Source organism: Pseudomonas sp. W15Feb9B (assembly GCF_000828175.1).
In the GTDB taxonomy this organism is placed as follows: Bacteria; Pseudomonadota; Gammaproteobacteria; order Pseudomonadales; family Pseudomonadaceae; genus Aquipseudomonas; species Aquipseudomonas parakoreensis.
Genome location: NZ_JTKF01000035.1, coordinates 111040 through 125883 on the forward strand (window position 1 = coordinate 111040; position 14844 = coordinate 125883).

14 protein-coding genes and 1 other RNA gene are annotated in these 14844 nt (G+C 62.8%); 7 read left to right on the plus strand and 8 right to left on the minus strand.

Annotation, left to right across the window (positions count from 1 at the left end; all coding sequences use genetic code 11):
- Positions 1–15 precede the first annotated feature (15 nt).
- From OC71_RS18270 to OC71_RS18285, 4 genes are all read right to left on the minus strand, one after another.
- Positions 16–1134 carry an ABC transporter permease gene (locus tag OC71_RS18270; protein WP_041072065.1) on the minus strand — a complete coding sequence of 373 codons (1119 nt, stop codon included), beginning with the start codon at positions 1132–1134 and terminating at the stop codon, positions 16–18.
- Entirely contained in the window at positions 1134–3860 is a 2727-nt protein-coding gene (gene rbbA / locus OC71_RS18275; RefSeq protein ID WP_041072067.1) for a ribosome-associated ATPase/putative transporter RbbA, read from the minus strand. The genes OC71_RS18270 and rbbA overlap by 1 nt, the downstream gene beginning before the upstream one ends.
- Positions 3857–4822: an HlyD family secretion protein gene (locus OC71_RS18280; RefSeq protein WP_041072069.1), complete on the minus strand. Its 966-nt coding sequence runs from the start codon at positions 4820–4822 to the stop codon at positions 3857–3859. Before OC71_RS18280 ends, rbbA begins: the two co-directional genes overlap by 4 nt.
- A gap of 122 nt (positions 4823–4944) precedes the next feature.
- Positions 4945–5394, minus strand: a complete 450-nt coding sequence (locus tag OC71_RS18285) for an EVE domain-containing protein (protein ID WP_041072071.1) — start codon at positions 5392–5394, stop codon at positions 4945–4947.
- Between the two features lie 197 nt (positions 5395–5591).
- On the opposite strand from OC71_RS18285, the gene OC71_RS28390 reads away from it, so the two are divergent.
- A complete protein-coding gene (locus tag OC71_RS28390; RefSeq protein WP_086792358.1) occupies positions 5592–5747 on the plus strand; it encodes a hypothetical protein in 156 nt (51 codons plus the stop codon).
- A gap of 35 nt (positions 5748–5782) precedes the next feature.
- On the opposite strand, the gene OC71_RS18290 is transcribed toward OC71_RS28390, so the two are convergent.
- From OC71_RS18290 to OC71_RS18300, 4 genes are all read right to left on the minus strand, one after another.
- On the minus strand, positions 5783–6388 hold the full coding sequence (locus OC71_RS18290) for a 5-formyltetrahydrofolate cyclo-ligase (protein WP_041072073.1): 606 nt from the start codon (positions 6386–6388) through the stop codon (positions 5783–5785).
- Positions 6389–6468: 80 nt separating this feature from the next.
- A non-coding RNA gene (ssrS, locus tag OC71_RS26875) (6S RNA) lies at positions 6469–6647 on the minus strand.
- Positions 6648–6677: 30 nt separating this feature from the next.
- Positions 6678–6995, minus strand: a complete 318-nt coding sequence (locus OC71_RS18295; RefSeq protein ID WP_008055229.1) for a cell division protein ZapA — start codon at positions 6993–6995, stop codon at positions 6678–6680.
- On the minus strand, positions 6992–7201 hold the full coding sequence (locus OC71_RS18300) for a TIGR02449 family protein (RefSeq protein WP_025112001.1): 210 nt from the start codon (positions 7199–7201) through the stop codon (positions 6992–6994). The genes OC71_RS18295 and OC71_RS18300 overlap by 4 nt, the downstream gene beginning before the upstream one ends.
- A 130-nt stretch (positions 7202–7331) precedes the next feature.
- Between OC71_RS18300 and OC71_RS18305 the strand changes: the two genes are divergently transcribed.
- From OC71_RS18305 to OC71_RS18330, 6 genes are all read left to right on the plus strand, one after another.
- On the plus strand, positions 7332–7892 hold the full coding sequence (locus tag OC71_RS18305) for a YecA family protein (protein WP_041072076.1): 561 nt from the start codon (positions 7332–7334) through the stop codon (positions 7890–7892).
- A gap of 27 nt (positions 7893–7919) precedes the next feature.
- Positions 7920–9254 (plus strand): Xaa-Pro aminopeptidase, encoded by a 1335-nt coding sequence (gene pepP, locus OC71_RS18310; RefSeq protein ID WP_041072078.1) that lies wholly within the window; start codon positions 7920–7922, stop codon positions 9252–9254.
- Positions 9251–10438, plus strand: coding sequence for a 2-octaprenyl-6-methoxyphenyl hydroxylase (gene ubiH / locus OC71_RS18315; protein ID WP_041072080.1), 1188 nt, complete (start codon positions 9251–9253; stop codon positions 10436–10438). Before pepP ends, ubiH begins: the two co-directional genes overlap by 4 nt.
- A gap of 109 nt (positions 10439–10547) precedes the next feature.
- A complete protein-coding gene (locus tag OC71_RS18320; RefSeq protein WP_177327922.1) occupies positions 10548–11765 on the plus strand; it encodes a 2-octaprenyl-3-methyl-6-methoxy-1,4-benzoquinol hydroxylase in 1218 nt (405 codons plus the stop codon).
- Positions 11766–12008: 243 nt separating this feature from the next.
- Positions 12009–13013, plus strand: coding sequence for an extracellular solute-binding protein (locus OC71_RS18325; RefSeq protein ID WP_041072084.1), 1005 nt, complete (start codon positions 12009–12011; stop codon positions 13011–13013).
- 199 nt (positions 13014–13212) lie between these two features.
- Positions 13213–14829, plus strand: coding sequence for an iron ABC transporter permease (locus OC71_RS18330; RefSeq protein WP_041072086.1), 1617 nt, complete (start codon positions 13213–13215; stop codon positions 14827–14829).
- The last annotated feature ends 15 nt before the right edge of the window (positions 14830–14844 follow it).

A 14844-nucleotide genomic window follows, 5' to 3' on the forward strand; every position in this document is an offset into this window, starting at 1 on the left:
CACGCTGGCGGCTGTTCAGGACGCCAGGCTCTTGCGAAAGCGTGCCAGCGCAATGAGGAAGAACAGCAGGCCGATGGCCGTCAGCGCCAGCAAGTCCGGCCAGACCACGCTCAGCCCGGCGTCGCGAAACAGAATCGCGGCGCTGAGGCTGACAAAATGCGTGGACGGCGAGCCCTGCATCACCCACTGCAACCATTGCGGCATGCTGTCCAGCGGTGTGCTGCCGCCCGACAGCAGCAACATCGGGATGATCACTGGAATCGCCAGCAGGCCGAACTGCGGCGTCGAACGCGCCAGCGTCGCCAGAAAGATGCCCAGCGCGGTGCTGGCAAACAGATAAACCGCGGTCACCAGCAAAAACAGGCTCATCGAGCCAGCCAACGGCACATCCAGCAGGCCTTTGACCACCACTTCCAGCGACAACCAGGTGCACAGCACCACCACCAGCAGGTTGCTCCAGATTTTCGCCAGCATGATTTCCAGCGCCGTCAGCGGCAGCACCAGCAAATGGTCGAGCGTGCCGTGTTCGCGTTCGCGCAGCAGCGCCGTGCCGGTGAGGATGATCGCCAGAATGGTGATGTTGTTGACGATCTGAATCACCGCCAGAAACCAGCCACCCTCCAGATTGGTGTTGAACAGCGCGCGAGTAGTCAGTAGCAGCGGCGCCTTGGTCGCTGCTTCACCCTGACCTGCATAGTCGAGTAACTCGCGTTGAAAGATCCGGCCAATGTAGCCAGCGCCCATGAATGCCTGGCTCATGGCCGTGGCGTCGACATTGACCTGAATCGCCGGTTGCCGCGCCGCCAGCAGATCGGTTTGAAAGCCCGCCGGGATGTTGATGACGAAGGTGTATTGACCGCTGTCCATCACCTGGTCCAGCTGAGGGTAAGGCAACAGCACCGGCGTCTGGAACTCCGGCGGCTGCAGGGCTTGGGCCAACTGGCGCGAGAGGGCGCTGTGGTCTTCGTCAACGATCGCCACGCTGGCGTTGTGCACGCCGATCACCGAGCCGGCGGCGGGCATGTAAATCGCCACGGTGAAGGCGTAGAACAGGAACAGCAGCAACACGCTGTCATGGCGCAGGCTGGTCAGTTCCTTGAGGCCCAGGCGCAGGATGTGCGCGAACTTGTGCATCAGGCCTCCTGCTTTTTCAGCATGATCAGGCTCAGCCCGGTGAACCCGACAAAGAACCCGAACAGCGCCAGGCACTGCGGCCACAGCTGACGCACGTCCAGCGCTTTGGTGAACGTGCCCACCGCGATGTCGAGGAAGTGCCCCGCGGGAAACAGCATACCCATCACCGCAGCCGCACCCTCCAGCGACGAGCGCGGCACGATCAGCCCGGAGAACTGGATGGTCGGCAAGCTGGTGATGATCATGGTGCCGAGGATCGCGGCGATTTGTGTGCGGGTGAACGCCGAAATCAGCAGGCCCATGCTGGTGGTCGCCAGCACGTACAGCAGGCCGCCGAATGCCAGCGTCAGCAGGCTGCCCTTGAACGGCACGCCGAACAACCAGCGATTCATCGCCACCAGCACCGCGAGGTTGACCAGACTGACCAGCAGGTACGGCGCCTGCTTGCCCAGCAGAAACTCCAAACGGGTCAGGGGCGTGGCGTAGAAATTGGTGATCGAGCCCAACTCCTTTTCGCGCACGATGCCCAACGCCGTCAGCATCGCTGGAATGAAGGCGAGGATCAGCGCCATGACCCCGGGGCCGATGGCGTTGACGCTGACCACGTCCTGGTTGTAGCGAAAGCGGGTTTGCAGACTGGCGGCCGCCGGGTGGGCCAGTGCGGGGCTGCTTTGCTCGGCCAGTTGTTGCAGATTGGCCAGGTGCACGGCTTCAACATAGTTGCGGCTGGTTTCGGCGCGAAACGGCATGCCGCCATCCAGCCACGCCGCCACAGCGGGTTGGCGCCCGGCGTACAAATCGCGGCCGAATCCGGGGGGGATTTCCAGTGCCAGTTTGATTTCCGAGCGTTGCAGGCGCCGGTGCAGCTCCTGTGGATCGTGAATGGCCGGCTGTTCGTCGAAGTAGCGGGAGCCGCGAAACGCCTCAAGATAAGCCCGGCTCTGCGGCGTCTGATCCTGGTCGTACACGGCGAACGCGAGGTTTTCCACGTCCAGGGAAATCCCGTAGCCGAAAATCACCATCATGAAAATCGCCCCCGCCAGTGCGAACGCCATGCGCACCTTGTCGCGCAGCAGTTCCTTGCCTTCGCGACGGGCCACCGCCAGCAGGCGACCGAGGCTGAAACCGTGGCGGGGCAGCGGGGTTGTCGCTGCGGTCGGCGGCGCCATCTGCGGCTCGGTTAAAGGCGCCGATGCCTGAGCGCCCTGAGCCTGTTCCAGGCAGGTGACGAAGGCCGCTTCCAGCGTCTCTCCAGCGAACTGGCGTTGCAGTGCCGCCGGGGTATCGCACGCGAGAACCTTGCCGGCGTGCATCAGTGAGATGCGGTCGCAGCGCTGCGCTTCGTTCATGAAGTGCGTGGAGAGGAAGATCGTCACGCCTTGTTCACGGGACAACTCGATCAACAGTCGCCAGAAGTCATCGCGGGCTGCCGGATCGACGCCGGAGGTCGGCTCGTCGAGGATCAGCACTTCCGGGCGGTGCAGCACTGCCACCGCCAGCGACAGACGCTGGCGCAGGCCCAATGGCAATGCCCCGGATGGCTGGTCGGCGACCGCGAGCAGATTGAAGCGCTGAATCAATGCCTCGATGCGCTGTGCGCTCTCGGTTTTGGGCAGGTCGAACAGCCGCGCGTGCAGTTCGAGGTTCTGTCGCACACTGAGTTCGCCATACAGCGAAAAGCTCTGCGACATGAACCCGACCCGCTTGCGCGTGGCCAGATCCTTGGCGTTTACCGGGTTACCGAGCAGCGTCGCACTGCCTTCACTGGCCGGCATCAGCCCGGTCAGGACTTTCATGGTGGTGGTCTTGCCGCAGCCGTTGGAGCCAAGAAAGCCGAAAATCTCGCCACGGCCGATGGCAAAGCTGACGTGATCCACGGCGGTGAAATCGCCGAAGCGCAGCGTCAGGTCGTGGGCTTGGATGGCGATGTCGTTGCTGTTGCCGGTGCGCGGTGGAATCACCAGCGGTTGAGCGTCGTGCTGGCTGTCACCCTGGAAATGGGTAAAGGCGTCATCGAGTTTGCCGCTGGGGGTGACGGCCGCCAGCTCGCGGCTCAGGCCGGTGGCGATCAACTGGCCGGCGTCGAGCATCAGGCAATGCTCGAATTGCTCGGCTTCTTCCATATACGCCGTGGCGACCAGCAGCGTCAGTTGCGGGCGCTGGCTGCGCACATCGTCGACCAGCTCCCAGAAACGCCGGCGCGAGAGCGGGTCGACGCCAGTAGTCGGCTCATCGAGGATCAACAGGTCGGGCTCATGGATCAGCGCGCAGCACAGCCCGAGTTTCTGCTTCATGCCGCCGGACAACTTGCCGGCGGGGCGCTCGGCAAATTTCAGCAGATCCGTGGCGAGCAGCAGGCTGTGCATGCGTTGCTCGCTTTCAGCCCTGGACAGGCCGAACAGCGTCGAGAAGAACTGGATGTTCTCGCGGATCGACAGCTCGGGGTACAGGTTGCCGCCCAGGCCCTGCGGCATGAAGGCGATGCGTGCATAGAGTGTGTCGCGATGCCGGCGATCCTGGATCGCGCCTCCGAGCACTTGCAGTTGCCCTTGTTGCAGGGTTTTCACGCCGGCGATCAACCCCAGCAGGCTGGACTTGCCCGCGCCATCGGGGCCGATCAACCCGCAGCGGGTTCCGGCGGGCAGGCTGAAGGCGATCTCCTTCAGCGCTTGCTGTTTGCCGTAGCGGTGGGCGATACCGTTCGCTTGAACCGCAAGGCTGCTCATTGCAGATTGGCCGGCCATTCGACAGGTGCGATCCGCACATAGCCGGCGCCGGGCATGCCGGGCTTGGCCTGTGGCACGGCGCTGGGCTGGGTCAGGCGCAACTTGACGCGGAACACCAGTTTTTGTCGCTCGTCGCGGGTCTCGACTTCTTTGGGGGTGAATTGCGATTTGGCCGCGACGAAACTGATTTTTGCCGGCAGCGGTTTATCGGGCAAGGCATCAAGCAACACGCGCGCCTCGTCGCCCACGGCCAGGCGCCCGGCCACCGCAGCTGACAGATAGAGGTTCATGTACTGGTCGTTGGGATCGATCAGCAACAAGACCCGGCCGCCGGCACCCAGCACTTCGCCGGGTTCGGCCATGCGTAGCTGGATCACGCCATCAATCGGCGCGCGCAGAAGGCTGTCGTCGATTTCGCTGGTCAGCTGCGCCACCTGCGCCTGCGCTGCGCCGATTGTTGCGCTGACGGCAGATACCTGGGCGCGGGCTGCGGTCACCGCAGCGTTGCCGGTGCCAATTCGCGACTGCAGTTGATCGATGATCTGCGCGCTGACGTAACCGTGCTTGAACAGTGATTGCGAGCGGCCGAGCTCTTGCTGGGCCAGCAGCAGCTCACTCTGACGCAACTGCACATTGGCCTGGGCGGCGTTGAGATTTTCCCGGGCGCGCAGGACTTCGGCTTCGGCCTGGTTGCGCTGGGCTTCGAGGGTGCGGGTGTCCATGCGCGCCAGCAGTTGTCCTTTGCTGACCTTGTCGCCTTCATCCACCAGCACCTCGGCCAGGCGCCCGGGCGTCTTGCTGGCGATCTGCACTTCGGTGGCTTCCAGGCGCCCGTTGCCCATCGACAGCCCCTCGACCAGCCGGCTGCTGATCGACATCCAGTAACCGAGGCCACCCGCGGCGGCGAGTAACACCAGGAGCGAACCGGCATATAGAAGTGAAGAACGGCTGTGCGTCGACATGGGGGCATCCTGCGGCTGTGGCGTCCAGTCTGACTGTTCAAGCGTTTCACTCGCTTGATGTCAGTCAAATGAGCGCCAAGCCTAGCCCTTTTTTCGGATAAAAAACCGTGACCGGAGAGTTCTCAGCGCAAACCGAGCACGACGGCCCACTGTTCGGCGGTTACCGGCATGACCGAAAGACGGCTGCCTTTTTGCACCAGCGGCATCTCGGCCAATGCGGTCTGCTGCTTCAGATAATCCAGTTTCAGCACCCGGACAAAGGTCTCGACGTGTGCCACATCGATTGCACTCCAGGCGTTTTTCTCGGGCGTGGCTTTCGGGTCGAAGTAATGGCTTTCGGGGTCCAGTGCGGTGGGATCCGGGTACGCTGCCTGAATAATCCTGCCGATCCCGGCAATCCCCGGCTCCGGGCAACTGGAGTGGTAGAAAAAGAACTCATCCCCGACCGCCATCGCCCGCAGGAAATTGCGCGCCTGATAGTTGCGAACCCCGTCCCAGCGCGCTTTTCCGAGTGTCTCCAGGCCTTTGATCGAGAGTTCGTCCGGCTCGGATTTCATCAGCCAATAGGCCATGTCTTTTGCTCCTCAAGCGGTGATTGGACAGGTTGTCGGGCAATTTTATGACAAACCGACGGTCGGTTGACGTCAGCATTTGCGCCCGGGTTCACGTTGTCGCAAAATGCCGGCCTTTAAAGCTTGACGCTGCTGCACGGCCTACGAACGGAAACCGCTGCTGTCATCGTGATGATGTGCCTTGAGGGGGGCAATCGATGAAACGCAAACCGGATTTGCTATGGACTTTGGTTATTTTGTTCGGCCTCGGCGTCGTAACCACCGGTTATGCGCAAAGTCTGTGGACGAGCAAGACCGATGCACCGATTGAAGTCGCGCAACAGGTCCAACAGTCGACCGCGTTCAAGCGCTGAAACAGCCTTCCCGACGCCGCTGACCTGCGCGGCGTCTATCCTGCGAAATACCACGCCTTATCGGTGACCGTGCCCTGCAACGGTACATCCCAGCTGGCCTGTGCCAGGCGTTCGACCTTCTGACATTCATGGGCCAGCCCCAGCAACGTCGGCTTGCGCCAGTTTTTGCGCCGGGCCAGGTAGGCCAGACTGCGGTCGTAGAATCCGCCGCCCATCCCCAGCCGTCCGCCGACATCGTCAAACCCAACCAGTGGCAACAGCACCAGATCCAGGGTCCAGATCCTGCGTTGCTGAGCCAGATTGGCCCGTGGTTCGAGAATGCGGAAGCGATTGGGATTGAGCTTTTCTCCGGGGCGAATCCGCTGGAACACCATTTTGGTTCGCGGCCAGGCACTGAGCACCGGCAGGTAGGTGGCCTTGCCGCGCCGCTGGGCTTCACGCAGCAGCAAACGCGGGTCGATTTCACCGTCGGTGGGCAAGTACAGGGAAATGTGTCTGGCCCGGCGAAAGTGCGGGTCTTGCGCCAGTTGGCGGAACAGGCCTTTGGCGGCCTGGCGTTGTTCGCCCGGGGTCAATGCGCGGCGCGCCTTGCGCAGCAGGCGACGGAGTTGCGGGCGGGGCAGCAGCGCAGGTTCGGTCATGGTTCGGCTTCGGCAGGTGAGGGCGAAAACGCACGCATAAAAAATCCGATGCCGGCAAAAACCGGCATCGGATTCGAATCAGGCTCCCCGGATGAACCGCTGTCAACTTAGCCCTTGAACCCGAAAGTTCAAGGTGGAGGATGCAGTAGACTTTAAGGCTTTCCGTCTGGCGGACATGCACACCAGCCCAACGTGCAACCTCCAGGGTAGTGCAAATCGGCTCAGGGACATCGTCAACTGGCAAGCACCCCAGGGAGTGCCGCGAGTATACCTCAAGCGGCCCGGCGAATCAGCCCTTGGTGACGTCCGGATCGGTCGCCAGCACCAGATCGACACGATCGAGCAAGTCGCGCACCTGTTCACGGGTCGAGCCGCTGGCCTGGATGTCCGGGCGCTCTTCTTTGTGCAAGAGGTCGTGGGTGATATTCAGCGCGGCCATCACGGCGATACGGTCGGCGCCGATGACTTTGCCGCTGCTGCGGATCTCGCGCATCTTGCCGTCCAGGTAGCGGGCGGCGCTGACCAGATTGCTGCGTTCTTCCTGGGGGCAGATGATCGAATATTCTTTATCGAGGATCTGCACGGTAACGCTATTGCTTGAACTCATGAGTCTTGCTCCAGGGCCTTGAGGCGCGAAATCATCGATTCGACCTTACGCCGGGCGATTTCGTTTTTTTCAATGAGGTGAGCGCGTTCCTCGCGCCAGGTCTTTTCCTGAGCTAGTAAGAGTGCGTTTTGACTCTTAAGTTGCTCCACTCGACTAATCAGCAGTTCGAGTCTGGCCATCAGCGCTTGCAGGTCGGTGTCTTCCATTGTGTCCACTGAGTCGGAGTCTGTCTGATGGGATAGCTGGCGGACAGCCTTTAATAGTCTTGGCGAGTCTGTCGATGTAGGATACAAGGCCTTCATTCTAGACATAGCGCCGTCTGGCGCCTAGCTGCCCATGACCATTGCGAATTCCCCGTACCAAGCCTTTGCCACCCTGCTGACTGCCAGCGGCCACAACGTCTCGCCTGCCGAACTGCATGGCCTGCTGCTCGGCCGCAGCTGCGCCGGCGCCGGCTTCGATAACGAAGGCTGGTTGATCGACGCCGCCGAACTGCTCGAAGGCGATATCCAGGACAACGTCCGCAACGCCCTGATCGGCCTGCAAGAAATGGTCAAGGGTGAGTTGACCGGCAGCGACGTGACCGTCGTCCTGCTGCTGCCGACCGATGACGCGCCGCTGGCCGACCGCGCTGCTGCACTGGGCCAATGGTGCCAGGGCTTCCTCAGCGGTTTCGGCCTGAACTGCCGCGACAGCAGCATGCTCAGCACCGAAGCTACCGAAGTGCTGCAGGATCTGGCGGCGATTTCCCAGGTGCAAGATGCCCTGGAAGAGTCCGAAGACGGCGAAACCGACTACATGGAAGTCATGGAGTACCTGCGCGTCGCGCCGCTGCTGCTGTTCTCGGAAACCAAAAAAGCCGACGTGCCGCCAGCCGCCAAGCCGTCGCTGCATTAATCGCGTGCCAGGGAAAGCCATCTGCCCATGACCCATATCCCCAAAGCGGAATACAGCCGTCGCCGCAAGGCCCTGATGGCGCAGATGGAACCCAACAGCATCGCGATCCTGCCCGCCGCCGCGGTGGCGATCCGCAACCGCGACGTCGAGCATGTCTATCGTCAGGACAGCGACTTTCAGTACCTCAGCGGTTTCCCCGAACCGCAGGCGGTCATCGTCCTGATGCCCGGCCGCGAGCACGGCGAGTACGTGCTGTTCTGCCGCGAGCGCAACGCCGAACGCGAGTTGTGGGACGGTCTGCGCGCCGGGCAGGAAGGCGCGATCCGTGATTACGGCGCGGACGACGCGTTCCCGATTACCGACATCGACGACATCCTGCCGGGCCTGATCGAAGGCCGCGATCGGGTGTATTCGGCGATGGGCAGCAACCCGGAGTTCGACCGGCACCTGATGGACTGGATCAACGTGATCCGCTCCAAGGCGCACCTCGGCGCTCAGCCGCCGAACGAATTCGTTGCCCTGGATCACCTGCTGCACGACATGCGCCTGTATAAATCGGCGGCAGAAGTGAAGGTGATGCGCGAAGCCGCACGGATCTCCGCTCAGGCCCACATCCGGGCGATGCAGGCCAGCCGGCCGGGTTTGTACGAGTACAGCCTTGAAGCCGAACTCGATTACGAATTCCGCAAGGGCGGGGCGAAGATGCCGGCTTACGGCTCGATTGTCGCCGCCGGACGCAACAGCTGCATCCTGCATTACCAGCAGAATGACGCGCTGCTCAAGGACGGCGATCTGGTATTGATCGACGCCGGTTGCGAAATCGACTGCTACGCCAGCGACATCACTCGCACCTGGCCGGTCAACGGCAAGTTCTCGCCAGAGCAAAAAGCGATTTACGAGTTGGTGCTGGCCTCGCAGGAAGCCGCATTCGCTGAAATCGCCCCGAACAAAAACTGGAATCAGGCGCACGAAGCCACGGTTCGGGTGATTACCACGGGGCTGGTAAAACTTGGATTGCTGCAAGGCGAGGTCGACGAATTGATCGCGACCGAAGCTTACAAAGCGTTTTACATGCACCGTGCCGGGCACTGGCTGGGCATGGATGTACACGACGTCGGCGAATACAAGGTCGGCGGCGAATGGCGGGTGCTGGAGGTCGGCATGGCGCTGACCGTGGAGCCGGGGATCTACATCGCCCCGGACAACCAGAACGTAGCAAAGAAATGGCGCGGCATTGGCGTGCGCATCGAGGATGACGTGGTAGTGACCAAGACCGGTTGTGAAATATTGACCAGCGGCGTACCGAAAACCGTCGCCGAGATCGAAGCGCTGATGGCGCAAGCACGGACCCACGCGGCATGAGTCGAGTCAATCTGGCAATCATCGGCGGCGGTCTGGTCGGCGCCAGTCTGGCGTTGGCCTTGCAGGTCGGGGCCAAGGCGCGCGGCTGGAAAATCGTCCTGATCGAACCGTTCGCCCCCGGCGACAGTTGGCAGCCTAGCTACGACGCCCGTTCATCGGCGCTGTCCTTCGGTTCACGGCAGATCTATCAGCGGCTGGGCGTGTGGCAGGAGATTTCCCGCCGCGCCGAGCCGATCAAACAGATTCACGTCTCCGATCGGGGTCGCTTCTCCACCGCCCGTCTGTCGGCGATGGAAGAGGGCGTGCCGGCGCTCGGTTATGTGGTGGAGAACGCCTGGCTCGGCCAGTGCCTGTGGCAGCATCTGGATAAAGACGTGATCAGTTGGCGTTGCCCGGCGGAGGTTACGCGCATGGAGCCGCTGCCCGACGGTTATCGCCTGACCCTCAACGATGAAACCAGCATCGAGTGCGATCTGGCCGTGCTCGCCGATGGTGGCCGTTCCGGTTTGCGCGAACAACTGGGCATCAACGTGCGCAAGCGTCCGTACAACCAGAGCGCGCTGATCGCCAACATCACCCCGAGCGAAGCGCACAACGGCATGGCCTTCGAGCGTTTCACCGACGAAGGGCCGATGGCCTTGCTGCCGCTTCCGGACAACCGCTGTGCGCTGGTCTGGACCCGCCTGGGCATGGACGCGCAGCGTTTGGCAGACTTGAGCGAGCGCGATTTCCTCAGCGAACTGCAGGGCGTGTTCGGCTACCGCCTCGGCACCTTGAAACAGGTCGGTGCGCGGCATCTGTACCCGCTGTCGCTGGTCGAGGCCGAGGAGCAAGTGCGCTCGCATCTGGCGGTGCTCGGCAACGCTGCACACAGCCTGCACCCGATTGCCGGGCAGGGTTTCAACCTGTCCCTGCGTGATGCCGATGCTTTGGCCGCCGCACTGCTCGCCAGCGACCAGCCGCTGGGCGACTTCGCCACGTTGCAGGCCTATCGCGAGCGCCAGCGGCTGGATCAGGACCTTACAGTAGGCTTCTCCGATCAGGTCACCCGCCTGTTCGGCAGCACCCAGCCGCTGGTGTCGCTGGGGCGCAACATTGGCTTGCTCGGTCTCGATCTGCTGCCACCGGCCAAGCGCTGGTTCGCCCGTCAGGCCATGGGGCTGGGGACGCGGCCGGATGCTTGAGCGGCGGATCGTCACCTTCACTTTCAGCAGCGCGCCGCCCACTGGCGCGTTCGGTAAAACCCTTTACGGGCGGCGCATGCCGCCAGCGAGACAGGCTTAAAGCATGGAAATGCGCGCAGATCTGCTGATTGTCGGAGCCGGAATGGTCGGCAGCGCCCTCGCGCTGGCGTTGCAGGACAGTGGCCTGGAAGTGTTGCTGCTCGATGGCAGCCCGCTGAGCGTCAAACCGTTCGATGCCGCCGCGCCGTTCGAGCCGCGAGTGAGCGCCTTGTCGGCGGCCAGCCAGCGAATTCTCGAACGCCTTGGCGTGTGGGACGGCATCGCCAAACGCCGCAGCAGCCCCTACACCGACATGCATGTGTGGGACGGCAGCGGCACCGGGCAGATTCATTTTTCGGCGAGCAGTGTGCACGCCGATGTGCTGGGACATATCGTCGAAAACCGCGTGGTGCAGGATGCCTTGCTCGATCGTTTGCACGATTGCGATCTGGGCATGCTGGCCAACGCACGGCTGGAACAGATGCGCCGCTCCGGTGACGACTGGCTGCTGACCCTGGCCGACGGTCGCCAGTTGCGTGCGCCGCTGGTGATTGCGGCGGACGGCGCCCATTCGGCGGTGCGCCGTCTGACCGGCGTTGCCACCCGCGAGTGGGATTACTTGCACCATGCCATCGTCACCAGTGTGCGCAGCAGCAAGCCGCACCGGATGACCGCGTGGCAGCGTTTTACCGATCACGGGCCGCTGGCGTTTCTGCCGCTGGAGCGTGACGGGCAGCAAGACTGGTGCTCGATCGTCTGGTCGACCACGCCGAGTGAAGCCGAACGCTTGATGGCGCTGGATGAAGCGGCTTTCTGCCGTGAGCTGGAGCGAGCCTTTGAAGGTTGCCTGGGCGAAGTGCTCAGCGCTGACCCACGGCTGTGCGTGCCGCTGCGTCAACGTCACGCCAAGCGCTATGTCGCCGAAGGGCTGGCGCTGATTGGCGATGCGGCGCACACCATTCACCCGTTGGCCGGGCAGGGCGTCAACCTGGGTTTCCTTGATGCGGCGGTGCTGGCTGAAGTGCTGCTGCAAGCCGCGGAACGCGGCGAGCGCCTGGCGGACGTGAAGGTGCTGAGCCGTTACGAGCGTCGACGCATGCCGCACAACCTCGCGTTGATGGCGGCGATGGAGGGCTTCGAACGCTTGTTCCAGGCCGACCCGTTGCCGGTACGCTGGTTGCGTAACGCTGGGTTGAAGCTGGTGGAGCAGATGCCGGAGGCCAAGGCATTGTTTGTGCGTGAGGCCCTAGGCCTGACGGGCGACCTCCCGGCCTTGGCCAAACCCTGAAGGCAATTATTTCTTTGTGGCGAGGGAGCTTGCTCCCGCTGGGCTGCGAAGCGGCCCCAAAAGCCATTTTGGCAGCATTGGGAGTCCTTCGGCCTCCAGCGGGAGCAAGCTCCCTCGCCACAGATGCCAGCAATTTAGAGGTCGTGCAACATCTGGTAACTCCTTGGAAAAGAGTTCGATTGAGGTGGTAAATGTGAGTCCTTATCATTTGGCCCACATTTTCCGACCGAAGAGATCACTCCCATGTTGGCACCCAAGCGTCTTCTGACCGCACTGGCCCTGACCCTGATCGGCAGCACCACCGCCCAGGCCGCCGACGAGGTGGTGGTCTACTCATCGCGTATCGACGAGCTGATCAAACCGGTGTTCGACGCCTACACCGCGAAAACCGGGGTGAAGATCAAGTTCATCACCGACAAGGAAGCGCCGCTGATGCAGCGGATCAAGGCCGAAGGCGAAAACGCCACCGCCGACCTGCTGCTGACCGTCGATGCCGGCAACCTCTGGCAGGCCGAGCAGATGGGCATTCTGCAGCCGTTCACCTCGAAGACCATCGACGCCAACATTCCTGCGCAATATCGCTCCTCGACCCACGCCTGGACCGGCCTGAGCCTGCGCGCGCGGACCATCGCCTATTCCACCGAAAGGGTTAAACCGGGCGAGTTGACCACCTACGAAGCGCTGGCCGACAAGAACTGGGAAGGACGCCTGTGTCTGCGCACGGCGAAGAAGGTCTACAACCAGTCGCTGACCGCGACCATGATCGAAGTGCACGGCGCCGAGAAGACCGAGAAGATCCTCAAGGGCTGGGTCAACAACCTGTCCACCGATGTGTTCTCCGACGACGTCGCGGTGCTGGAAGCGATCAACGCCGGGCAGTGCGACGTCGGCATCGTCAACACCTACTACTACGGTCGCCTGCACAAGCAGAAACCGGACCTGCCAGTGAAACTGTTCTGGCCGAATCAGGCCGATCGCGGCGTGCATGTCAACCTGTCCGGTATCGGCCTGACCCAACATGCACCGCACCCGGAGGCAGCCAAGGCGCTGGTCGAATGGATGACCACACCTGAAGCACAGAAAATCTTCGCCGACGTGAACCAGGAGTTCCCGGCCAACCCGGCGGTGGCACCTTCGGAAGAAGTGGCAGCGTGGGGCAAGTTCGTCGCTGACACCTTGCCGGTGGAAGTGGCGGGCAAGCGACAGGCTGAAGCGATCCGCATGATGGATCGGGCGGGCTGGAACTGAGTCTGTAATTTTCCAGGCCATAGTGGCGAGGGAGCTTGCTCCCGCTGGGGCGCGAAGCGGCCCCATGGCGCCCTTGTGTCTGGCATGAATTGATCTGGTAACCTCCTGCGACTGCTTCGCAGCCGAGCGGGAGCAAGCTCCCTCGCCACAAAATGTGCTCGACGTCGAATGGGCGTTGGCCCACTTCCAGAGAACCCCCTTGGCCCACCCCGCCCAACGCCGCTGGTACCCCATCGTCCTCGCCATTGCCGCGCTGGTGCTGTTGCCCCTGAGTGTCCTGCTGCTGTCGTGGCAGACCATTGATCAGCAGATCTGGTCGCACCTGTGGCAAACCCAGATGCCGCGCCTGCTCGGCAACACCCTGACGCTGGTGCTGGGCGTCGGCGTCGGCGTGACACTGCTCGGTGTCAGCCTGGCGTGGCTCACCAGCCTCTGCGAATTCCCCGGGCGGCGCTGGCTCGACTGGGCGCTGATGCTGCCGTTCGCCATCCCGGCCTACGTGCTGGCGTTCGTCTTCGTCGGTCTGCTGGACTTCGCCGGCCCGGTGCAAACCCTGTTGCGTGAGTGGTTCGGCAGCGGCCTGCGCCTGCCGCGTGTGCGCTCTACCGGCGGGGTGATCGTGGTGCTGGTGCTGGTGTTTTATCCCTACGTTTATCTGTTGGCGCGCACCGCGTTTCTGGCGCAGGGCAAAGGCCTGATGGAAGCGGCGCGGGTACTCGGGCAATCGCCCTGGCAGGCATTCTGGCGGGTGGCGTTGCCGATGGCGCGGCCGGCGATTGGTGCCGGTGTGGCGCTGGCGCTGATGGAGACATTGGCGGATTTCGGCGCGGTGTCGGTGTTCAATTTCGACACCTTCACCACCGCCATCTACAAGACCTGGTACGGCTTCTTCAGCCTGCCCAGCGCGGCGCAACTGGCCAGTCTGTTGCTGCTGGTGGTGATGCTGGTGCTGTACGGCGAGCGGCGCGCGCGCGGCGCCAACCGGGCGAGTAACGAGCGGCCACGGGTCAAGGCGTTGTATCACCTGCGCGGGATCAAGGCGTTCGCGGCGACCGGCTGGTGCGCTCTGGTGTTTGCTTGCGCATTCGTGATTCCAGTCCTGCAACTGATTGTCTGGTTCTGGCAGCGCGGGCGCTTCGATCTCGATGAACGTTACGCCGGGCTGATTCTGCACACCCTGTATCTGGGTGGCATGGCGGCGTTGATCACCGTCAGCGTCGCATTGCTGCTGGCCTTCGCCCGACGACTGGCGCCGACCCCGGCGATCCGTTCCGGGGTCAGTCTGGCCAATCTTGGTTATGCACTGCCGGGCTCGGTGCTGGCAGTGGCGATCATGCTGGCGTTCAGTTATCTCGACCGCGAACTGGTGATTCCGCTCTCAGGCTGGCTCGGCGGCGCCGGCAAGCCGCTGCTGCTGGGCAGTCTGGCGGCATTGCTGATGGCCTATCTGGTGCGCTTCATCGCGGTGGCCTACGGGCCGCTGGAAAACAGTCTGGCGCGTATACGGCCTTCATTGCCCGAAGCGGCACGTAGCCTCGGTGTCAGTGGGCCGCGACTGTTTTTCAAAGTGTATCTGCCGCTGTTGCTGCCCGGCACGCTGAGTGCGGCGCTGCTGGTGTTCGTCGATGTGCTCAAGGAAATGCCCGCGACCCTGCTGATGCGCCCGTTTGGCTGGGACACGCTGGCGGTGCGGATCTTCGAAATGACCAGTGAGGGCGAGTGGGCGCGGGCGTCGCTGCCGGCGCTGACCCTGGTATTGGTCGGTCTGTTGCCGGTCATCGGCCTGATCCGCCGCTCGGCGCACCGAAACACTTAGTAGTGAGAGCTGAAT